Consider the following 19,619-nt stretch of genomic DNA (forward strand, 5'->3'; position numbering starts at 1 on the left):
TCACATCGTCGCGCCGATCTGCCAGGGCACGAACTCGGCATCGCCATAACCGAGCTGTTCGGACTTGGTCTTCTCGCCCGAGGCGACCTTGAGCAGCTTCTCGAAGATCTCGCGGCCCTTCTGCTCAAGCGAGACGCCGTCGAGCACATCGCCGCAATTGATGTCCATGTCGTCGATCATCTTCTCGTAGATCGGCGTGTTGGTCGCGAGCTTCATCGAGGGCGTCGGCTTGCAGCCATAGGCCGATCCGCGGCCGGTGGTGAAGGCGAGGATGTTGGCGCCGCCGGCCACCTGCCCCGTGGCTGCGACGGGATCGTAGCCGGGCGTGTCCATGTAGACGAAGCCCTTCTCCGTCACCGGCTCGGCATAGTGATAGACCGCCGAGAGCGTCCTGGTGCCGCCCTTGGCGGCCGCGCCCAGCGACTTCTCCAGGATGGTGGTGAGCCCGCCCGCCTTGTTCCCCGGCGAGGGGTTGTTGTTCATGCTCATGCGGGCGCGCTCGGTATAATCCTCCCACCACTTGATGATACCGACGAGCTTTTCGCCGACTTCGCGCGTCGCGGCACGGCGCGTCAGCAGATGCTCGGCGCCATAGATCTCGGGAGTCTCGGAGAGGATCGCCGTGCCGCCATGCTCGACGAGAATATCGACGGCGGCCCCAAGCGCCGGATTGGCGGTGATGCCGGAATAACCGTCCGAGCCGCCGCACTGCAGCGCAAGCATCAGCTCGGAGGCCGGCACCGTCTCGCGCACCGCCCTGTTGGCGATCGGCAGCATCGTCTTCAGCGCGTCGATGCCGGCGGCGACGGCCTTCTTCGTCCCGCCCGTCTCCTGGATCGTCAGCGTGCGGAAGACGTCGCTTTCGCTGATGCCATAGGCTTCCTTCATGCGGCTGATCTGGAAGCCCTCGCAGCCGAGTCCGACGACCAGCACCGCCGCCATGTTCGGGTTGCAGGCATAGCCCCAGGTGGTGCGCTTCAGCACCTCGAAGCTCTCGCCATTATAGTCGATGCCGCAGCCCGTGCCGTGGGTGAGCGCGATCACGCCGTCGACATTCGGATAGTCGTCGAGCAGGCCGGAACGCTTCACTTCCTCGGCCATGAAGCGCGCCGCCGAGGCCGAGCAGTTCACCGAGGTCAGGATGCCGACATAGTTGCGCGTGCCGGCCTTGCCGTTGGCGCGACGGAAGCCCTGGAAGGTCGCCTGTTGCTCGATCGGCAGCACGAATTCGGGCTTCGCCTCCGCAGCGAAGGCGTAGTCGCGATCGAAGGCGTGGAAGCCGGTATTGTGCTCGTGCACCCATTCGCCGGGCACGATATCGGCCGTCGCGAAGCCGATGATCTGGCCGAACTTGCGGATCGGCTGGTCCTTGGCGATCGGGGCGATCGCCATCTTGTGCCCGCGCGGGATGCGCTTCAGCGCCTCAACGCCCGCCGCCGTCACGCCGGCATCGACCGGGTCGACGGCGACGACGACGTTGTCGGCGGCGTTGAGCTTGAGCGTGCGGGGCGGCACTGATTTGTCGAGCATGGCGAGAACCGAAACCTCCGGCACCGCGACGGCGGCGCACACTCCTAGAAATGCGCCCAACCGGCCGCGTTTTCAATCGGTTCAAAAGAGGAAACGGCCATGCGCAGCCGTGATGATGCGAAAAGCTGTCGGCTTAGCCGTGTAGGTCGGCTTTCGACCCCTAAGAGACGTCGTAAGCAAGGCAGCGAACGAGTTTCTACGGCTTATCATCTCAGAGCTCTCTGCTCGTCCAAGCAGGCCTCATAGTGCCAGCGCCAGTCCCATGTTCGTGATGCAGAATTTTCGGCGACAGCACGGGTCGCGTTTTCAGCGCATAGTCGAGCGTCGTCCGTTTTCCGCAAGAAAATCTCGCGGTTAATCTGCCCGTAAAGGGACAAGCTGATCAGAGTAGTCGCAGGTAACGACAGAAGCAGCGCACAAAGCCACGCTATCCCCGCAGGACGAGACATTCGCGAGCGTCGTTGATGCGGAAGCAGACGCCATATGGCGGCTACGGAAATCAAGGCGCCGATCAACAAGCCGATGGCCAGCCCGATGGCGAGGGAGATAGTCATGTAGGCTGTAGTGGCACCACCCACGTCCGCTGTCGACCCAACTGAGACATTCGTCATGTCGGGCGGCTTGACACCTATAGCCCAATATAGAACCACACCGAATTTAAGAGCTGCCGACTGGGGATTGGAAATGAATGTTGGCCTGATTGGATGCTTTGCGAGTGCTCTGGCATTGGCTGGATGCCTGTCGGCTGAGGATCTCCGCAAAAGGACCTCCCTGCCAGCGCCGGAGCGTCATTCCACCGTAAAAATCCGAAAACAGGTCGCGTTGTCAGCACTTCGCGTTGGGGGATTCAGTCCAGAGACTGTGCTCGAAAACGTGAAGGCGCCGAAGTTCAGCGCCTTCCATGTTGAGGCAACCAGCTCAGGTGGAAAAGCCTATACGGAGTTCTGCATCGACGAGCCGCTCGGAACGCCTTCGGGGATCATCACATATGTCAAGCACTTCAAGGTCAAAGTCACTCTGTTCGAGGAGGCGGATGGGACGTTGACGGTACTTTCTGCCAGGAACAACAACTGCTTCAAGGAGCCTAACCAGCCATTTCCTGAGCTTCTGGAGATGTCACGCGCTGTCATCGATTACGAAAAGCGCCGCCCCGCCCCGTCAATACCTGAGAACAATCGCTAAGTGGCGGAGGCCCTGCGAAGTCGGCCTCCTTGGCATGGAAGCCATTGCCGCGAAGACAGCCCCTATTATCACGCGCTTCATGATGAGATCCGGGGTCATGCTCGTCAAACAACGAGCACTTAACGGCGAAGTTCTTCACGGCCGCAGGCAAGGGCGCTGGCAGGTGTCCGGATTAACACACCCCGGCGGCCGAAACACGAGAATGTCAGCTATCGACCCTCAACGGACATTCGGACACGAGGAGCCACACGACCCAAAGAAAAACCCCAGCCTTGGGGGCCGGGGCTCTCAAACGCACTCGAACTCTCTCGAGATCAGGCTGCCTTGCGGCAGCCTGCCGGCATCACGCCTTCGGAGCGGTCGGGACAGCCTTCGCAACGATGCCCTCGAACGGCTTGTAGGCGTCCTTGGCGAGAGCGGTGTAGAGCTCGCCCATCTTGGTGAGCTGGGCGACCGCGCCCTCGAAAGAGGTCTTGATGTAGTCGGCCTGGATCTCCAGGGCCTTGTCGAAGGTCTTCACGCCGGCGAGCTTCTCGAGCGTGGCGGTGCCAGCCTCGAAGGACTTCTTGGCGTAATCAGTCGCCTCGACGGCGATCGTCTGGACGCTCTTGGAGGTAACACCGAAAGCCTTCAGGGCCGCATCGACGTTCTCTTTGGAGGCCTTCTGGATGGTCTCAAACTGCTGGATCATGGGTCGTCTCTCCTGGCACCCCGGGTGCCGCCTCAGAGTGAATGGGCCAGAGCGGCCGTCGTGTCGCCCCAAGGTCGTATGAAGAGTTCACCACCGGGACTGCCTGCATATTGTGCATTGCAACATGAAAGTCAATAGGACGCTGCAATGCACCAAACGCAGATCGTTCCGGTCGCAACCGTTTAAGTTTTAACGGCTCCGTAACCGCATCCTCCTAATCTCGCCCTACTGTGTCCTGCGTGCCACGAAAAATGAGCGCGGGACGGGAACGACAGTGAGTTCGAGGCGAGTTCATGGTTCTGGGTTGCGTTGTGTTTCAGCGGCCGCGTCTGCGGGCCGTTGTCGGGCTGATCGGCATCGCCGCAGTCGCGGCCACGATGGCCTCCTCCCCGGCCGAGGCGCGCAAGCGCCGGCATCATGCTGCAGGCGGCGGCTACACGCCGCCCTACGCGGCGATGGTCGTCGATGCCAGGACCGGCCGCACGCTGCACGCGGTCAACGAGGATGCCGCGCGCATCCCGGCCTCGCTGACCAAGGTCATGACGCTCTACATGCTGTTCGAGCAGATGGAGCGCGGCCGCTTCTCGATGGATTCCGAGCTCAAGGTCTCGTCCTATGCCGCCTCGCAGCCGCCGACCAAGCTCGGCCTGCGCCCCGGCTCGACCATCGCGGTCGAGGACGTCATCAAGAGCATGATCACGCTCTCGGCCAACGACTCCTCCGTCGTCGTCGCCGAGAACATCGCCGGCTCCGAGGAAGCTTTCGCCGAGCAGATGACGCGCAAGGCCCGTTCGCTGGGCATGAACTCGACGCGGTTCTACAACCCCCACGGCCTGCCGCATTCGCCGCCGAACCTGACGACCGCGCGCGACCTCACCATCCTCGCTCGCGCCATCCAGGAGCGCTTCCCGAAATACTACCCGCTGTTCTCGACGCGGGCCTTCCAGTACGGCAGCCGCACCATCCGCGGCCATAACCGCCTGCTCGGCAAGGTCGAGGGCGTCGACGGCATCAAGACCGGCTATACCCGCGCATCCGGTTTCAACCTGATGACCTCGGCCAAGTCGGACGGCCGGCACGTCGTCTCCGTCGTGCTCGGCGGCCGCTCCGGCGCCTCACGCGACAAGATCATGACCGATCTCGTGCTGGCCAACCTGCCGCGCGCCGCGACCAGCGGCCGCTCCTCGGTGATGGTCGCCGAGGCGCCCGAGCCCGAGGAGCGTCCGCGCTTCGAGGAGCGCCCGCGCGCCGCGGCCGTCCAGCAGGTCGCCGCCGAGCCGGCGCCGATCCCGGTTCCGCGCCCGCGGCAGCAGACCGAAGAACAGCAGCCGCTGCCGGCTGCAGCCCGCGCCTATGCCCCGATGCCGACGACGACGCCGATCGCCCCGCCGCGCCCGGTCGCCATGGGCGCCCAGCCGGTGCAGCTCTCCGGCATGCGCCCGGTCACCGCGACCACGACGCCGTCCGCCATGCGCTGGTCGATCGGCGCCCAGCCGGCCGACGCCAAGGTTCTGCGCCCGCCGGCGAATGTCGACGTCACCTCTTCGATCACCAAGGCGCCGGAGCCCGTCGCCGAGCCGGTGGAGGTCGCCGAGGCCAAGGCCGAGATGCCTGCCGCCAGCGTGGCCCGCAAGGCAGACGCTGTTCCGGCGAAAGCGCAGGCTCCCGAGCCCGCCCCCGCCATGTCACACCAGGCGGCCGTCGTCGCCTCCGGCAAATGGGTGATCCAGCTCGGTGCGACCGATGACGAGGGCAAGGCCAAGGAGATCCTGGCCCGCGCCCGTGCCAAGGCTTCCGGCTCGCTCGCCAGCGCCTCGCCCTTCACCGAGAAGGTCGAGAAGGGCGGCTCCACCCTCTTCCGCGCCCGCTTCGCCGGCTTCGACGATCCCAAGGACGCGCAGAACGCATGCGCGCAGCTGAAGCGCGGCGGCTTCTCCTGCTTCGCCACCCGCAGCTGAGCATCGGACTCAAAAGTGGAATCCGGTTTTCGGGAGAATCCGATGCGCAATCGCAAAGACAGATCGCCGAACCTGCGTCCGTCAGGACGCAAGGCGAGCTGACCGGCCAGGGAAAGGAGTTCACGCCATGTCGCAGACGCACTCCCCTCACCCCTCGCTATCGCTGCTTCACAAGGACGTCCTTGGCCTGGTTGACGCGAGCGGCAAGGCCGCTGGTGCCCCCGGCATCCGGGTGGATGCGCTTCATCAAAGCCCGGTGGGCTTCGCGGACCGCCTCCTCGCTCGCCCCCGGCTGAAGCCCCAGGATCTCGTAGGCCTCCTGCTGCGTCATCGCGCCCGCGCCCGGCGCGCCGCGCTGCCCCGCGTCGCGATCACGCTGAGCGTCTTCACGCCAGCCGGGCGACCGGCGGTCGAGATATGCCTCTAGCAGGCGTGCTCCATCGGGATCGCGCGCCAGGCATTCACGCATCAGCGCGCTGAGTTCGCTCATCGTCAGGCCGTCGAGCGCGCGCCCCGCATAGGTGCCCGCCCTAACGCTGCCGGTCATCGCGCCGCTGTCGTGGTCGAGCTCCATCTCCAGCAGCGTCGAGCCGACCTTCGACGTCGCGCCCGCCGTCGGCCCGGACCTGTCGGCCCAGGGAAAGCGGATGCCACCCGGCCCGGTCGCGCTCCAGCCGAGCAGCCAGGCGCCGACGCCGCCGAGGAAGATCGCCATATCCATCCGGCCGCGCACGATCAGCAGCCCGGCTACGCCGAGCGAGGCGACGCCGCCGATGGTCTTCATCACCCGCGCCAGCGCCTTCGGATTGGTCCCGGCGAAGAGCTTCGCCAGCCACCAGACCAGGATCAGGACGGCGACGCCGTAGAGCAAACCCACTAGCGCCCTCCGTCCATGGCGGCGATCAGCCCCTTCACCGCCGGGCTCGATCCGGCGAGCCGCAACATCGCCTCCCGGCCGCCGGCAGCATAAGCAGCCGCACCGCGCAGGAGTTCCAGCAGCGAGGCCGGCGCGTTGACGTCGAAGCGCGCATGGGCGCCACCGGTCAGCCGCGCGATCGTCGCGAAGGCCGCGCTCGCGGCTGGATCGAACCCCTCCTGGAAAACGAAGCCGCGGATGCCGCGCAGGCCGAGCTCTCCTGCCAGCGTCGCCAGCGCATCGACATCCTCTTCCATTGCGTCGCCGACAAAGACGAAAGCGCGCACCGGCACCTTTGCAGCCTCGTCACGGACATGGCGCAGAACGCGGGCGATCTGTGTCTGTCCGCCGTCGCAAGCAATCCTGCGCATCAACCCGGTCAGCCGCTCGGGCTCGCCGACCCATCCCGATGCCCGGCATTCGCCGATGCCCCGGAAATAGACGAGCTGGACGGCCAGCCCGCCGCTCTGTCCGGTGACCTCGAACATCCGCGCCTGCAGCGAACAGGCGAGATCCCAGCTCGGCTGGCGGCTCATCGTGGCGTCGAGCGCGAAGACCAGCCGTCCCGCCTGGCCCGTTGCCAGCGGCGCCAGCCGCTTCGCCGCTCCGAGGAAGCGGTCGATTTCCCCTGGCTGCGAATGCCCTGTCGGCGTGGTCGCGGCGGCCTTGCCGACAGCGCGATCGTTCTTCTCGTTCATCAACCCATCGATCCGACGGAATCGTTCCGTTCGTTCTGATATTGGCCATCGCCACCGCATTTGCTACCCGTCCCGGACGGAGGTCGGCCTGTTCCTCTCAGCCCTCATCCTGAGGAGCGGACGAAGTCCGCGTCTCGAAGGATGCTTCAGATGGTTCCGGAATCTCCTGGAGCATCCTTCGAGACGCCGCGAGGCGGCTCCTCAGGATGAGGGCTGCGAAGATCGACGCAGACGAGAAAGAGAAGTCCATGGCTGGGATCACGGTATTCGAGACGGTCGCCGCGATGCGCGAAGCCGTCGCCGGCTGGCACGCGGCCGGCGAAAAGGTCGCGCTGGTGCCGACCATGGGCGCGCTGCATGAGGGCCACATCGCGCTGGTCACCGAAGGCCAGCGGCACGCAAGGCGGGTCATCGTCTCGATCTTCGTCAACCCGACTCAGTTCGCGCCGCACGAGGATTTCAAGAAGTACCCGCGCACCTTCGACGACGACTGCGCCAAGCTCCTCGCGGCCGGCGCGGACGCCGTCTTCTTCCCTTCGGTCGAAGAGATGTATCCGGCGGGCTTCGCCACCCGGGTGCTGTTGCTGGGTCCGGCCGCCGTCGGCCTCGAAGACCGCTTCCGCCCGACGCATTTCGAGGGCGTCGCGACGGTCTGCTGCAAGCTCTTCACCCAGTCGCGCGCAGATTGCGCGATCTTCGGCGAGAAGGACTATCAGCAGCTCAAGGTCGTCACCCGCATGGCTGTTGATCTCGACCTCGGCATCGCCGTCGTGCCGCTGGCGACGATCCGCGAGGCGGACGGCCTCGCCATGTCCTCGCGCAACCGCTATCTCTCGGCCGAACATCGGGCGCTCGCACCGGTCCTCCACCGCGTGATGCAGGACCTCGCCACCCGCATCCGCAACCGCGACGAACTGTTCAAGGCGGTCGCCGACGCGCAGAACGCAATCATTACCGCCGGCTTCGAGCTCGATTATCTGGAAGCACGCCACGCCGAGACACTCGCGCCGATCACCTCGCTCGCCGACGGCCCGATCCGCCTGCTGCTCGCCGCCCGTATCGGCAGCACGCGCCTGATCGACAACATCCCGGTCTGAACGCCGCCGCGACCATGATTGCGGCGTCAAACGGAAACGCTACGCTGGCAGGGCTCGGGAAACCGTCGGGCCAGCCGTCGGCATCCTGAAAACGCCCGAGCCAGAGGAGAGCGGTGGATGATCCATGCATCGGGGAGCGCGGCGCGCGGCCGAAACACTTTCCTGCGCCGGGGCGCCGCCATCGTTCTCGCTTGCGCGCTGCTCGCCGACACGGCTGCCCAGGCCTGCACCCGCTTCGTCTATTTCGGAGCGAATGGCAGGGTCGTTACCGCGCGCTCGATGGACTGGAAGAGCGACATCGCCACCAATCTCTGGATTCTGCCGCGCGGCGTCGCGCGTACCGGCGAGACTGGCGCGAACACCGCGCGCTGGACGGCGAAGTACGGCAGCGTGATCGCCTCGGCTTACGACATCTCCAGCAGCGACGGCGTCAACGAGGCCGGGCTCTCGGCCAATCTGCTTTGGCTGGTCGAGTCCGAATATCCCAAGTTCGAAGCCGGCTCGAAGCCGGGGCTCAGCATTTCCCTCTGGGCGCAATATGTGCTCGACAACTTCGCCACGGTGAGCGAGGCCGTCGTCGCACTGCGTGAGGAGCCCTTCACCATCATCACGGACGCGATGCCGGGCGAGGACCGCCTCGCCACCGTGCATCTTTCGCTTTCCGATTCGAGCGGTGACAGCGCCATCGTCGAATATGTCGGCGGTAAGCAGGTCATCCATCATGACCGCGCCTATCAGGTGATGACCAACTCACCAATCTTCGAGAAGCAGCTCGCGCTCGCCGAGTACTGGAAGCAGATCGGCGGCACCGTGATGCTGCCGGGCACCAACCGGGCTTCCGACCGCTTCGTCCGCGCCGCCTTCTATGCCAACGCCATCCCGAAGGACCCCGACCCGAACCGGGCCGTCGCCAGCGTCTTCAGCGTCATCCGCAATGTCTCGGTGCCGTACGGGCTGACGACGCCCGACCAGCCGAACATTTCGTCGACGCGCTGGCGCACCGTCTTCGACCATGCCCGCAAGCTGTATTTCTTCGAGTCCGCGCTGACGCCGAACACCTTCTGGGTGGACCTCAAGAAGATCGACTTCTCGACTGCGGGCGGCACCCGCAAGCTCGATCTCGGCACGGACCAGGACCACACCTATTCCGGCGACGCGACCGGCAGCTTCGTCCCGGCCAAGCCCTTCGCCTTTCTCGGCCTGAAGGGTTGAGCCCGTCGCTTACAGAAGCCCGAGCCCAGCGAGCTCTCGCCGCAGCTCCTCCGGCATCTCGCCGAGATCGCCGCCATGCTCGGAAAGATCGCGTGGCGCGTCCTTGGCCTGGAGATAGCGCCAGCCCTGGAAGGGGCGGAACGGGCGCGGCTCGACCGGAACCACCGCCGGTTCCATCACAAGATGGCAGCGGCCGATGCCGTCCGCATCGGTGAAGGGGCGTATGTCGGTCAGGCGCTGGCGCGCCGAGATCTGCCCCTTGATCACCCAGTAGAGCGAGCCGCCATCGAGGATCTCCTCGATCTTCTTCGGCACCATGCGCGTCGTATGAAGCTGCTCGATCGGTTCGCCGCGCGCCTGGCGCTGGGCCACGCGCTGCTCGATCCATTCCTCGAGATCGCCGATCGATTCCGCGCCGACGCAGAGCTTGAGCAGGTGCAGGGACATGGTCGCTAAAATAGGCTTCGGAGAGCCGACCGGCCAGCCTCTCCGGCCTTTCTCCACAGATCGCCTCAGGCGCGATGCGCCAGCACATTGACGAGCCGCCCGAACGGGTCGCGCAGGAAGAAGCGCCTGACACCCCAGGGCTCGTCAGCCGGCCCGTACTCAATCGGCAAGCCAGCCGCCTCGACCCTGGCGAACACCGCATCGAGATCATCGACCTCGATCGACAGGTCCGGCACCGGCGCACCCGAGCCGCCCTCGCTGGCGAAGCTGAGCTGTGGCCGGGCCGCGTCGCCATCGGCGGCATAGGTCTGGATCCAGCCGTGGTCCATGACGGGGTGCATGTCAAAAATGCCCCCGTAGAAGGGTTTTGCCAGCCCCGGTTCGGCGGCTAGCATGTTCGCCACGATACGCTTCACCGTCATGCTCTTTTCCTCGACAGGCTACGGACGATCATCATGCGCGGACTCACAGGCAAGGCCATCCTCGTCACCGGCTCCTCAACCGGCATAGGCTATGCCATGGCCGAGCGCCTGATCGCCGAAGGCGCGAAGGTGCTGATCCACGGCCGCGACCGGGCCGACGTCGACGCGGCGGTCGCCCGTCTCGGCACTGCCGCCAGCGGGATCACCGGCGACCTCGCCGAGCCTGCCACGGCACAGGCCATCGTCGATGCCACGGTCGGCGCCTTCGGCCGCATCGACGGGCTTGTCAACAATGCGGGCATCTATCCGCGCGGCATCCTCGGCGAGACCACCGCCGCCTTCTTCGACCATATGTTCGCGATCAACACCCGTGCGCCGCTGCTCTGCGCCGAGGCGGCGATCGGCGCCTTCCGGGCCCAGAAATCGCCGGGCGCCATCGTCACCGTCGGCTCGATCAACGCCTATTGCGGACTGTCGAACCTGACCGTCTATTCGATGTCGAAGGGAGCGCTGATGACGATGACGCGCAACCTCGCCAACACGCTCGGCCCCGAGCGAATCCGCGCCAACCAACTCAATGTCGGCTGGACCTGGACCGCCAACGAGGACGCGACGCAGCAGCGCGAAGGCCAGCCGCTAGGCTGGCAGAACCATGTCCCGCTCCGCCATGCGCCGACCGGCCGCATCATGCAGCCGGAGGAGATCGCCGCGCACACCGCCTTCTGGCTCTCCGACGACAGCGCGCCCGTTTCCGGCCAGATCTACGAGGCCGAGCAGTTCCCGATCATCGGCCGCGGATGAACGAGATTTCTCCAAGGCCGTTCGAGCCCTGGCTCTCGCGCTGGAGCCTTGTCCCGGACGGCGCGCCGATCGCAACGCGCGCCAGCCGCCTTCTGCCCGTCCTGCGGCACGGCGCGCCCGCCATGCTCAAGCTGCCCGAGGCCGAGGACGAGCGGCGCGGCTACCTGCCGCTGGTATACTGGAACGGCGACGGCGCCGCCCGCCTGCTCGCCCGCAGCGAGAATGGTGAGGCGATGCTGATCGAGCGTGCCACCGGTCGGCGTTCGCTGGCCGCCATGGCCCGCAGCGGCGCGCAAGGCGACGACGAGGCGACGGCCATCCTCTGCGACGCGATCGCCGCCCTGCAGAAGCCGCGCGGCCCGGCCCCCTGCGGGCTGATCCCGCTCGAAACCTGGTTCAAGGATCTCTTTCCGATGGCGGACGAACGCGGAGGCCTCCTCGCCCGCTCGGCCGCGGTTGCGAACGAACTCCTCGCCGCCCAGCGCGAGGTCATGCCGCTGCACGCCGACCTGCATCATGACAACGTCCTCGATTTCGAGGGACGCGGCTGGCGCGCCATCGACCCGAAATCCGTGATCGGCGACCGTGCCTTCGAATACACCATCCTGTTCTGCGACCCAGACCTTGCCGATCCACAGCCGCCCGTCGCGGTCGCGCCGGGCGCCTTCGAGCGGCGGCTGGAGATCGTGCTGGCGAAATCCGGACTGGAGCGAGGGCGCCTGCTGAAATGGATCGTCGCCTGGTGCGGCCTCTCGGCCGCCTGGTTCATGGGCGACGACGATCCGCTGGCGGAGGTCAATTTGACCATCTTGGAGAAGGCGGCCGCAGCGCTCGCCAATTAGCGCTCCCTTTAGTCCAATCCTCGTCATCCCGGACGCAGCGAAGCGGAGATCCGGGATCCATGCATGAACCGTTCCGGAACGGATCCCGGATCGGCGCGGCTGCGCCGCTTGTCCGGGATGACATAGGGGGGGACGGCAGAGCCCTGAATCAAAACCTCAGCGATCGCCCACAAGCGATTCCATCGATTCGGCTATTCGCCGATCACGACCACCTTCGCACCCTCGGCCACCTGAGCTCCCGGCTCGCCCACGACCTCGCTGACCGTGCCGTCGCGTGGGGCTGTCAGCACATGCTCCATCTTCATCGCCTCGACGATGGCGAGGCGCTGGCCCTTGGTCACCGCCTCGCCGGCTGCGACGAAGAGAGCGACGAGCTTGCCGTGCATCGGCGCCTTGACCACGCCGCCGGAGCCGGCAGCCGCGTCGAGATCGACCTTGAAGGAATCGAACAGGGACACCGCCGTCTGGCGGCCGCGATGCAGGGCGAACCAGATGCCGCCTTCGCCCTCGGCCAGTGCGATCTCGTGCTCGCCCTCCCCGATCTCGTGACCGGGCAGGCTGACGCGCGCATCCTCGCCATGCCATTCGATCTGCGCCTCGATGCGCTCGCCATCGACCAGCAGCGGCAACCCGAGTGGCTGGCGCGGCATCAGCGAGAAGGAGTCGGGGTCGAGCCAGGGCGAGCGCGCCTCTCCTTCGGCCCGGCCGGCCGCCTCGATCATGCCGTCGGCCTGCCGCTCCTCTTCGAGCTGCAGGGCCGCCGCCGCCACGGCTGCTGCGTCGAGCGGCTGCGACTCGGCCCCGAGCGCGCTCATGTTGCGGTCGATGAAGCCGGTATCGAACGGCCCGGTCCGGAAGCCCTGGGCCTCGGTCAGCTTCTTCAGGAAGGCGAGATTGGTGCGCGGCCCGGCGACGACCGTTTCTCCCAACGCCGCACCCAACCGGTCGAGCGCCTCGTCGCGCGTCGCGCCATGGGCGATCACCTTGGCGATCATCGGATCGTAGAACGGCGTCACGGTATCGCCGGCTTCGACACCGGTATCGACGCGGATGCCCTCGCCCTCCGGGAATTGCAGCGCCCAGAGCTTGCCGGTCGAAGGCAGGAAGCCCTTCTCCGGGTCCTCGGCATAGAGCCGCGCCTCGACCGCATGGCCCGACGCCTTGACGTCGCCTTGCGTGAAGCCGAGCGGCTCGCCCGCCGCGACCTTGAGCTGCAGCTCGACGAGGTCGAGCCCGGTGATCGCCTCCGTCACGGGATGCTCGACCTGGAGACGCGTATTCATCTCCATGAAGTAGAAGCGGTCGGCCCGCAGGCCGTCACGGCCATCGGCGATGAACTCCACCGTGCCGGCCCCGACATAGCCGACAGCCTTCGCCGCTTCCGTCGCCGCCTTGCCCATGGCGGCGCGCACTTCGGCCGTCATGCCCGGCGCCGGCGCCTCCTCGATGACCTTCTGGTGGCGCCGCTGCAGCGAGCAGTCGCGCTCGTAGAGGTGGACGACATTGCCATGGCTGTCGCCGAAGACCTGGATTTCGACATGGCGCGGCGAGAGCACGTATTTCTCGACCAGCACGCGGGCATCGCCGAACGCATTCTGCGCCTCGCGCTGGGCGCTGGTCAGGGCATCGGTGAAGTCCTCGGCCCGCTCGACCTTCTTCATGCCCTTGCCGCCGCCGCCAGCGACCGCCTTGATCAGCACGGGATAGCCGATCCGCTCAGCTTCTTCAGCCAGGAAGCCGGCATCCTGCTCGGCGCCGTGATAGCCCGGCACCACCGGCACATCGGCCTTCTCGACCAGCGCCTTGGCGGCGTCCTTCAGCCCCATCGCCCGGATCGCGGAAGCCGGGGGGCCAACGAAGACGATGCCAGCCGTAGCGCATGCGTCAGCGAACTCGGCATTCTCGGAGAGGAAGCCGTAGCCGGGATGGATGCAGGCTGCTCCAGCCTCCTTCGCCACGGCGAGAATCGTGGCAGCGTCGAGATAGCTCTCGCGGGCCGGTGCCGGGCCGATATGGTAGGCCTCATCAGCCATCTGCACGAACAGTGCCTCGGCATCGGCGTCCGAATAGACGGCGATGGTGTGCAGGCCCAGCCGCTTCGCGGTGCGAATGACCCGGCAGGCGATCTCGCCGCGATTGGCGATCAGGATGGAGGGCAGCTTGGCGGCGATCGTCATGGCGGCGGCATCCTCGAAAGACGTGCCGCCTTTATAGCCCGCCCGCCGCTTCTGTCTGCGCCTTGTTGCGCAAACCCGGTTGGGACGCTTCCGAATCCGCGCCCCGTCGCAGCGAGCGCCAGATCGCCCAAGTCGCCTGGAAGCAGAGCCCGGCGACGAAGAGATCGAACAGATATTCCGGCCAGCGCACCGGCGCGACACGCGCGGCAAGCCCGACCAGCGCGAAGCCCGTCGTCGAGATCGCATCGTTGCGGCTCGACAGCCAGGTCGCTTTGATCACTGGGTTATCCTCGCGCCGGAAGCGCCAGAGCGCGGCGATGACAAGCAGCGCGATGACGATGGCGCTCGCGGCGGCGAAGCCCAGCGTCCAGATCTCGATCGGTCGCGGGCGGAGGATCTTGTCCCAAAGGTCGTAGAGCGTGTGCAAACCGGCGACGGCCATGACGGCGCCGATCGCAACCGCCGCCAGCCGCTCGGCCCGCGCATCGCGGCCGAACACGACCGCCGCGATGCCGTAGAGCGCGACGTCGTAGACCCAGTCGACCGCGTCCTTGAACAGCTGGGCGTTGCCGATGGCGAGCGCCCAGGCGACGGTCGCCACCGCCTGCACGAGGATGCCGAGCGCGATGCCCCAGATCGTCAGCGTGTAGGCGCGGGCGAGCGCGGGGCTCGATGCCGAGCTTCCCGCGCCATCCTCATGGCCGGGCTCGTCCCGGCCATCCATGTCTTGCGTCCCTTCGACCACCCTCGCCCCTGTCATCCCGGACAAGCCGCGTAGCGGCGCCGATCCGGGATCCATGCCGGAGCGCGAGTCGGCAAGGCTCAGGAATGGATCCCGGGTCCACGCTGCGCTCCGCCCGGGATGACTGGCAAGGGCGGAGTTAACCGCGCCCGACGAGCGGGGCCTTCGTCGCCATCACCGTGACGAAGAGCGGCAGCCCGGCCATGTGCAGCACGGTGGTGGCGACGTGGTCGACATCCATCACCGGTTCGACCTTCACCGAGCCGTCGGCCTGCGGCACGCCGGTCGTCATCTTCTTCGCCATGTCGGTCAGGGCGTTGCCGATATCGACCTGGCCGACGGCGATGTCGTATTTGCGCCCGTCGAGCGAGGCGGTCTTGGTCAGGCCGGAGATCGCGTGCTTGGTCGCGGTGTAGGCCACCGAGTTCGGCCGCGGCACCTGTGCCGAGATCGAGCCGTTGTTGATGATGCGGCCGCCGCGCGGCTCCTGGTCCTTCATCGCCTTGAAGGCGGCCTGGGTGCAGAGGAAGGGCCCGGTCAGGTTGGTGTCGACGACCTTCTGCCAGTCCTCAAGCGAGAGGTCCTCGAGCAGCACGCCGCCCGGCGCGTTGACGCCGGCATTGTTGAAGAGCACGTCGACCCGGCCAAAGGCCTCCCTGGTCTTCGCGAAGAGGTTCTCGACCGAGGCCTTGTCGGTCACATCGGTCGAAACCGCGAGCGCCCGGCCCTTGTCGACGCCGGAGAGCGCGATCGTCTCCTCCAGCGCATCCGCCCGGCGCCCGGCCAGCACGGTGCGGTAGCCATCCTTCAGGAAGGCGATGGCGACCGACCGCCCCACGCCCGAGCCGGCACCGGTGATGATCGCGACCTTATTATGCCCAGACATGCGTTTCCTCGTGTTTCCCTAGGCCTAAATCGTTTGAGATGGCGAACGACCATAACGGCCGGAACCGCTCGGGGGAACTGTGCGGCGGCCCGCGCTCCATGCACTTGCCGCCCGCCAGCCCTGCCTTATCGTTGTAGTCGGGAGGACGACGCGATGACCAGCCTGAACCGCCGCCATCTGCTCGCTGCCGGCGCCGCTGCGCTCGCCGGCCCGGCGCTGGCCCAGCAGCCGGGCCACGAGCATCACGGCCCGCAATACGAGCGGCTCGCCCAGCCGGGGCGGATCGAGAAGCCCGCGCTTGCCGCGACGCAGAACGTCTTCGATTCGCCCGCGCCGAAAGCCACCGCGCCCGGCCGCTGGACCCCGAAGGCGCCGCTGCCGCTGCCGCGCTCCGAAATGGCCTGGGCAACGGCCTTCGAGGACAGGATGCATGTCGTCGGCGGCTATGGCGAGCAGCGCACGGACCGGGCCTATCACCATGTCTACGATCCCAAGGCCGACAAGTGGCAGGACGGCGCGCCCCTGCCCCAAGGCGCCAACCATGTCGGCGTCGCCTTCCTCGATGGCAGGCTCTACGCCATCGGCGGCTTCCTCGAGCAGAACCGCAAGCCGCATCCGCGTTGCTTCACCTATGACCCCAAGGCCGATCGCTGGGCGGAGATCGCGTCCCTGCCCCGCGCCGCCGGCTCCACCGCGGTCGTCGGGCTAGGCGGTGTGCTGCATGTCATCGGCGGCGCGATCGGCGAGACCACCGAGACCAAGCGCTCGATCGACTGGCATCTGGTCTATGACCCCACGGCCGACCGCTGGAGCGAACGCACGCCCCTGCCCACCGCCCGCGACCACACCGGCACGCTCGCCATCGGCAACCTGATCCATGTCATCGGTGGCCGGGTCGATTCCTTCCATACCAACTCGAACCTCCACCATTCCTACGATCCGGCCGCGGATAAATGGACGATGCGCACGCCCGCGCCGACGGGCCGCTCCGGCCATGGCGCCGTGCTCTATCGCAGCAAGGTCTTCGTCATGGGCGGGGAAGGCACCAATCGCGTCTTCGGCCAGATGGAGGCCTATGACCCTGCCGCCGACGCCTGGGAGCAATACGCGCCGATGCTGACGCCGCGCCACGGGCTTGGCGCCGCGCTGGTCGGCGATGCGATCCATGTCGCCGGCGGCGGCCCGATCATGGGCGGCGGCGTGCAGAGCGCGGTCCACGAGGCGTTTTCGCTGGGGTGACACCGGAACCCGGCCTGCGCAACCGCCCGAAACGGCTCCGGGAGCTCTTTGGCGAAGCAGAACCCAGCGGCGCCTCCGCTCTCCGAGTGCAGTTGTGTTAAGATAACCTTGGAACGGCCACGGGATTTCGAGGAGCAACCGGACGACCAACGTATCCAAAATCATGGACGACGATGGGAGGACCAACGATGGGCACAGGATGCGTTACGCTTGCCGCAGCCCTCGGGCTGCTGGCGCTGGCCGGCGGTGTGGCTAAAGCCCAGACGGCAGAGATGAGCTTTTTCGTCACCAGTGCCGGCTCCGGCAAGGGCGCGGACCTCGGTGGCCTCGAGGGAGCAGATGGGATTTGCCAGCGTCTCGCCCAGGCGGTTGGCGCCGGCAGCAAGACCTGGCGAGCCTATTTGTCGACGCAAGCAACTGGTGACGCGCCAGCGGTCAATGCGCGTGATCGTATCGGCGCCGGTCCTTGGCGTAACGTCAAGGGAGTGGTGATCGCCGCCAGCGTCGCAGATCTGCATGGCGCTGCAGCGAATCTCACCAAGCAGACCGCGCTGACAGAGAAAGGCGAGACCGTAAACGGCATCGGCGACAAGCCCAACGAGCACGATATGCTGACGGGCTCGCAGATCGACGGCACAGCATTCGGTCCGGGTGAGGACCGTACCTGCGGCAACTATACCAAGAGCGGCACGGAGGGGGCTGTGATGATGGGCCACCATGACCGCACGGGGCTCGATCAATCGCCGCCCGCGAAATCCTGGAACATGTCGCACCTCTCGCGAGGCGGCTGCAGCCAGGATGCTCTGAAAAGCACAGGCGGCGCCGGCCGCTTCTACTGCTTCGCTACCAACTGACGCGATTTCGCGCGGCGGCCGCCGAAGGTCACAACCGACGATCGGCGCCGTTCGCGCGGACGACGCCGCGGATTTGCGCGCCTTCCTAACCGCGATCCATCCGGTCGCCCTACGTCGGAGGCTGTGGAGCCGCCCGAGATTCTCGGGTCTCTCTGCCGTCGCCCGCGAATGACGGAGGCGGCGCGCGGCGGATCACATCCGGAACACGCCGAACTTCGTCTCCGGGACCTCGGCGTTGAGCGTGGCTGAGAAGGCCAGAGCCAGCACCCGGCGGGTCTCGGACGGCAGGATGATGCCGTCGTCCCAGAGCCGCGCCGTCGCGAAATAGGGCGAGCCCTCCTCCTCGTATCTGCTGCGGATCGGCGCCTTGAAGGCTTCCTCGTCCGCCGCCGGCCAACTCTTGCCCTCGGCCTCGATATTGTCGCGGCGGACGGTCGCGAGCACGCTCGCCGCCTGCTCACCGCCCATCACCGATATCCGCGAATTCGGCCAGGTGAACAGGAAGCGTGGGCTGTAGGCGCGGCCGCACATGCCGTAATTGCCGGCACCGAAGGATCCGCCGACCAGCACGGTGATCTTCGGCACTCGCGCCGAAGCCACCGCCGTGACGAGCTTGGCGCCGTCCTTGGCGATGCCGCGGGTCTCGACGTCGCGGCCGACCATGAAGCCGGTGATGTTCTGCAGGAAGAGCAGCGGAATGCGCCGCTGGCAGCACAGTTCGATGAAATGCGCGCCCTTCAGCGCACTCTCCGAGAACAGGATGCCGTTATTGGCGATGATGCCGACCGGGATGCCGTGGATGCGCGCGAAACCCGTCACCAGCGTCGTGCCGTAGAGCTTCTTGAACTCGTCGAACTCCGAACCGTCGACCAGCCGCGCGATCACCTCTCGGATATCGTACTGCTTCTTGAGATCGGTCGGGACGACGGCTTCCAGCTCGGCCGGGTCATAGAGCGGCTCGACCGGCTCGGCGATGTCGATATCCGGCCGCTTCACGCTGTTGAGATTGCCGGCGATGCGCCGGGCGATGGCGAGCGCATGGGTATCATCGCCGGCATAATGATCCGCGACACCCGAGAGCCGGGCATGGACGTCGGCGCCGCCGAGATCCTCGGCCGAGACCACTTCGCCGGTCGCAGCCTTCACCAGCGGCGGGCCGCCGAGGAAGATCGTGCCCTGCTTCCTGACGATGACCGTCTCGTCCGACATCGCCGGCACATAGGCGCCGCCGGCGGTGCAGGAGCCCATCACCACCGCGACCTGCGGGATGCCTTCGGCCGAAAGCGTCGCCTGATTGTAGAAGATGCGGCCGAAATGCTCGCGGTCGGGGAAGACCTCGGTCTGGTGCGGCAGGTTCGCGCCGCCGGAATCGACGAGGTAGATGCAGGGGAGACGGTTCTCGCGCGCGATCTCCTGGGCGCGCAGATGCTTCTTCACCGTCATCGGATAGTAGGTGCCGCCTTTGATCGTCGCGTCGTTGCAGATGATCATGCACTCGCGGCCGGCGACACGCCCGATTCCCGCGATCATGCCAGCGGCATGGACGTCGCCCTCATACATGCCGAAGGCAGCGAGCGAGCCGATCTCGAGGAAGGCCGAACCAGGATCCGTCAGACGCAGCACGCGCTCGCGGGGCAGCAACTTGCCGCGGGCCGTATGACGCTCGCGGGACTTGGCATTGCCGCCGAGCGCGGCAGTGGCGCGGTGCTGCTGCAATTCATCGCGCAGGGTTGCCCAGGCTTCGGCATTGGCGCGCGTTTCGGCCGAACTCAGATCGACCTTGCTTTCGATGACCGGCACAGCGCGCTCCCTCGACGACAATCCTTGCCCGAGGTTATGGCGCGCCACGTCTCAAACGCCAACCGGCACGGACGCCCGGACGCATCCCGGCAAATCCGCGCCGGGCGCTGCCGCTCATTCTCTCA

Annotated in this window: 18 protein-coding genes; 8 read left to right on the forward strand and 10 right to left on the reverse strand. The window is 66.6% G+C overall.

What is annotated here, in order from left to right:
• Window positions 1–1,530 (reverse strand): UxaA family hydrolase, encoded by a 1,530-nt coding sequence (locus AC1DNE_RS07770; protein WP_441470685.1) that lies wholly within the window; start codon window positions 1,528–1,530, stop codon window positions 1–3.
• 609 nt (window positions 1,531–2,139) lie between these two features.
• Between AC1DNE_RS07770 and AC1DNE_RS07775 the strand changes: the two genes are divergently transcribed.
• Complete coding sequence (locus AC1DNE_RS07775; protein ID WP_441470686.1) at window positions 2,140–2,712, forward strand: hypothetical protein; 573 nt, start codon at window positions 2,140–2,142, stop codon at window positions 2,710–2,712.
• A gap of 343 nt (window positions 2,713–3,055) precedes the next feature.
• Here the strand turns inward: AC1DNE_RS07775 and AC1DNE_RS07780 are convergent, their stop codons facing one another.
• Complete coding sequence (locus AC1DNE_RS07780; RefSeq protein WP_441470687.1) at window positions 3,056–3,403, reverse strand: phasin family protein; 348 nt, start codon at window positions 3,401–3,403, stop codon at window positions 3,056–3,058.
• Between the two features lie 293 nt (window positions 3,404–3,696).
• On the opposite strand from AC1DNE_RS07780, the gene AC1DNE_RS07785 reads away from it, so the two are divergent.
• Complete coding sequence (locus AC1DNE_RS07785) at window positions 3,697–5,361, forward strand: SPOR domain-containing protein (protein WP_441470688.1); 1,665 nt, start codon at window positions 3,697–3,699, stop codon at window positions 5,359–5,361.
• 157 nt (window positions 5,362–5,518) lie between these two features.
• On the opposite strand, the gene AC1DNE_RS07790 is transcribed toward AC1DNE_RS07785, so the two are convergent.
• Together AC1DNE_RS07790 and AC1DNE_RS07795 are read right to left on the reverse strand one after the other, a co-directional pair.
• Complete coding sequence (locus AC1DNE_RS07790) at window positions 5,519–6,238, reverse strand: DnaJ domain-containing protein (RefSeq protein WP_476766369.1); 720 nt, start codon at window positions 6,236–6,238, stop codon at window positions 5,519–5,521.
• A complete protein-coding gene (locus AC1DNE_RS07795; protein ID WP_476766368.1) occupies window positions 6,238–6,975 on the reverse strand; it encodes a VWA domain-containing protein in 738 nt (245 codons plus the stop codon). The genes AC1DNE_RS07790 and AC1DNE_RS07795 overlap by 1 nt, the downstream gene beginning before the upstream one ends.
• Before the next feature lie 248 nt (window positions 6,976–7,223).
• Here AC1DNE_RS07795 and panC point away from each other — a divergent pair, with 248 nt between their 5' ends.
• Together panC and AC1DNE_RS07805 are read left to right on the forward strand one after the other, a co-directional pair.
• Window positions 7,224–8,072, forward strand: coding sequence for a pantoate--beta-alanine ligase (gene panC, locus AC1DNE_RS07800; protein WP_476766367.1), 849 nt, complete (start codon window positions 7,224–7,226; stop codon window positions 8,070–8,072).
• Between the two features lie 117 nt (window positions 8,073–8,189).
• The gene (locus tag AC1DNE_RS07805) at window positions 8,190–9,284 is read left to right on the forward strand and encodes a linear amide C-N hydrolase (protein WP_476766366.1); all 1,095 of its coding nucleotides are present in this window, start codon (window positions 8,190–8,192) and stop codon (window positions 9,282–9,284) included.
• Window positions 9,285–9,293: 9 nt separating this feature from the next.
• Here AC1DNE_RS07805 and AC1DNE_RS07810 read toward each other — a convergent pair whose 3' ends face one another.
• Complete coding sequence (locus AC1DNE_RS07810; RefSeq protein WP_441470693.1) at window positions 9,294–9,731, reverse strand: DUF1489 family protein; 438 nt, start codon at window positions 9,729–9,731, stop codon at window positions 9,294–9,296.
• 65 nt (window positions 9,732–9,796) lie between these two features.
• Entirely contained in the window at window positions 9,797–10,153 is a 357-nt protein-coding gene (locus AC1DNE_RS07815) for a VOC family protein (protein ID WP_476766365.1), read from the reverse strand.
• Window positions 10,154–10,186: 33 nt separating this feature from the next.
• Here AC1DNE_RS07815 and AC1DNE_RS07820 point away from each other — a divergent pair, with 33 nt between their 5' ends.
• Both AC1DNE_RS07820 and AC1DNE_RS07825 read left to right on the forward strand, forming a co-directional pair.
• Entirely contained in the window at window positions 10,187–10,954 is a 768-nt protein-coding gene (locus AC1DNE_RS07820) for an SDR family NAD(P)-dependent oxidoreductase (RefSeq protein ID WP_441470695.1), read from the forward strand.
• The gene (locus AC1DNE_RS07825) at window positions 10,951–11,796 is read left to right on the forward strand and encodes an aminoglycoside phosphotransferase family protein (protein ID WP_441470696.1); all 846 of its coding nucleotides are present in this window, start codon (window positions 10,951–10,953) and stop codon (window positions 11,794–11,796) included. Before AC1DNE_RS07820 ends, AC1DNE_RS07825 begins: the two co-directional genes overlap by 4 nt.
• 191 nt (window positions 11,797–11,987) lie before the next feature.
• Here AC1DNE_RS07825 and AC1DNE_RS07830 read toward each other — a convergent pair whose 3' ends face one another.
• From AC1DNE_RS07830 to AC1DNE_RS07840, 3 genes are all read right to left on the reverse strand, one after another.
• Window positions 11,988–13,973 (reverse strand): acetyl/propionyl/methylcrotonyl-CoA carboxylase subunit alpha, encoded by a 1,986-nt coding sequence (locus AC1DNE_RS07830; protein WP_441470697.1) that lies wholly within the window; start codon window positions 13,971–13,973, stop codon window positions 11,988–11,990.
• Between the two features lie 31 nt (window positions 13,974–14,004).
• Window positions 14,005–14,697 carry a cation efflux transmembrane domain-containing protein gene (locus AC1DNE_RS07835; RefSeq protein WP_441470698.1) on the reverse strand — a complete coding sequence of 231 codons (693 nt, stop codon included), beginning with the start codon at window positions 14,695–14,697 and terminating at the stop codon, window positions 14,005–14,007.
• 157 nt (window positions 14,698–14,854) lie between these two features.
• A complete protein-coding gene (locus tag AC1DNE_RS07840) occupies window positions 14,855–15,601 on the reverse strand; it encodes an SDR family oxidoreductase (protein ID WP_476840998.1) in 747 nt (248 codons plus the stop codon).
• 153 nt (window positions 15,602–15,754) lie between these two features.
• Between AC1DNE_RS07840 and AC1DNE_RS07845 the strand changes: the two genes are divergently transcribed.
• Window positions 15,755–16,840, forward strand: a complete 1,086-nt coding sequence (locus tag AC1DNE_RS07845; RefSeq protein WP_441470700.1) for a Kelch repeat-containing protein — start codon at window positions 15,755–15,757, stop codon at window positions 16,838–16,840.
• A 188-nt stretch (window positions 16,841–17,028) separates the two neighbouring features.
• Window positions 17,029–17,694 (forward strand): hypothetical protein, encoded by a 666-nt coding sequence (locus tag AC1DNE_RS07850; protein WP_441470701.1) that lies wholly within the window; start codon window positions 17,029–17,031, stop codon window positions 17,692–17,694.
• A gap of 192 nt (window positions 17,695–17,886) precedes the next feature.
• On the opposite strand, the gene AC1DNE_RS07855 is transcribed toward AC1DNE_RS07850, so the two are convergent.
• A complete protein-coding gene (locus AC1DNE_RS07855; protein ID WP_441470702.1) occupies window positions 17,887–19,494 on the reverse strand; it encodes a carboxyl transferase domain-containing protein in 1,608 nt (535 codons plus the stop codon).
• Between the last annotated feature and the right edge of the window lie 125 nt (window positions 19,495–19,619).

This window comes from Allobosea sp. 05L423, from assembly GCF_056397745.1.

Bases quoted from the DNA above. Each gene is read 5' to 3' on its own strand.
- AC1DNE_RS07820 (WP_441470695.1), top strand. From the start codon at position 10,187: ATGCGCGGACTCACAGGCAAGGCCATCCTCGTCACCGGCTCCTCAACC.
- AC1DNE_RS07850 (WP_441470701.1), top strand. From the start codon at position 17,029: ATGGGCACAGGATGCGTTACGCTTGCCGCAGCCCTCGGGCTGCTGGCG.
- AC1DNE_RS07770 (WP_441470685.1), bottom strand. From the start codon at position 1,530: ATGCTCGACAAATCAGTGCCGCCCCGCACGCTCAAGCTCAACGCCGCC.
- AC1DNE_RS07805 (WP_476766366.1), top strand. From the start codon at position 8,190: ATGATCCATGCATCGGGGAGCGCGGCGCGCGGCCGAAACACTTTCCTG.
- AC1DNE_RS07835 (WP_441470698.1), bottom strand. From the start codon at position 14,697: ATGGATGGCCGGGACGAGCCCGGCCATGAGGATGGCGCGGGAAGCTCG.
- AC1DNE_RS07780 (WP_441470687.1), bottom strand. From the start codon at position 3,403: ATGATCCAGCAGTTTGAGACCATCCAGAAGGCCTCCAAAGAGAACGTC.
- AC1DNE_RS07830 (WP_441470697.1), bottom strand. From the start codon at position 13,973: ATGACGATCGCCGCCAAGCTGCCCTCCATCCTGATCGCCAATCGCGGC.
- AC1DNE_RS07845 (WP_441470700.1), top strand. From the start codon at position 15,755: ATGACCAGCCTGAACCGCCGCCATCTGCTCGCTGCCGGCGCCGCTGCG.
- AC1DNE_RS07795 (WP_476766368.1), bottom strand. From the start codon at position 6,975: ATGAACGAGAAGAACGATCGCGCTGTCGGCAAGGCCGCCGCGACCACG.
- panC (WP_476766367.1), top strand. From the start codon at position 7,224: ATGGCTGGGATCACGGTATTCGAGACGGTCGCCGCGATGCGCGAAGCC.
- AC1DNE_RS07775 (WP_441470686.1), top strand. From the start codon at position 2,140: ATGTCGGGCGGCTTGACACCTATAGCCCAATATAGAACCACACCGAAT.
- AC1DNE_RS07810 (WP_441470693.1), bottom strand. From the start codon at position 9,731: ATGTCCCTGCACCTGCTCAAGCTCTGCGTCGGCGCGGAATCGATCGGC.
- AC1DNE_RS07825 (WP_441470696.1), top strand. From the start codon at position 10,951: ATGAACGAGATTTCTCCAAGGCCGTTCGAGCCCTGGCTCTCGCGCTGG.
- AC1DNE_RS07840 (WP_476840998.1), bottom strand. From the start codon at position 15,601: ATGTCTGGGCATAATAAGGTCGCGATCATCACCGGTGCCGGCTCGGGC.
- AC1DNE_RS07815 (WP_476766365.1), bottom strand. From the start codon at position 10,153: ATGACGGTGAAGCGTATCGTGGCGAACATGCTAGCCGCCGAACCGGGG.
- AC1DNE_RS07785 (WP_441470688.1), top strand. From the start codon at position 3,697: ATGGTTCTGGGTTGCGTTGTGTTTCAGCGGCCGCGTCTGCGGGCCGTT.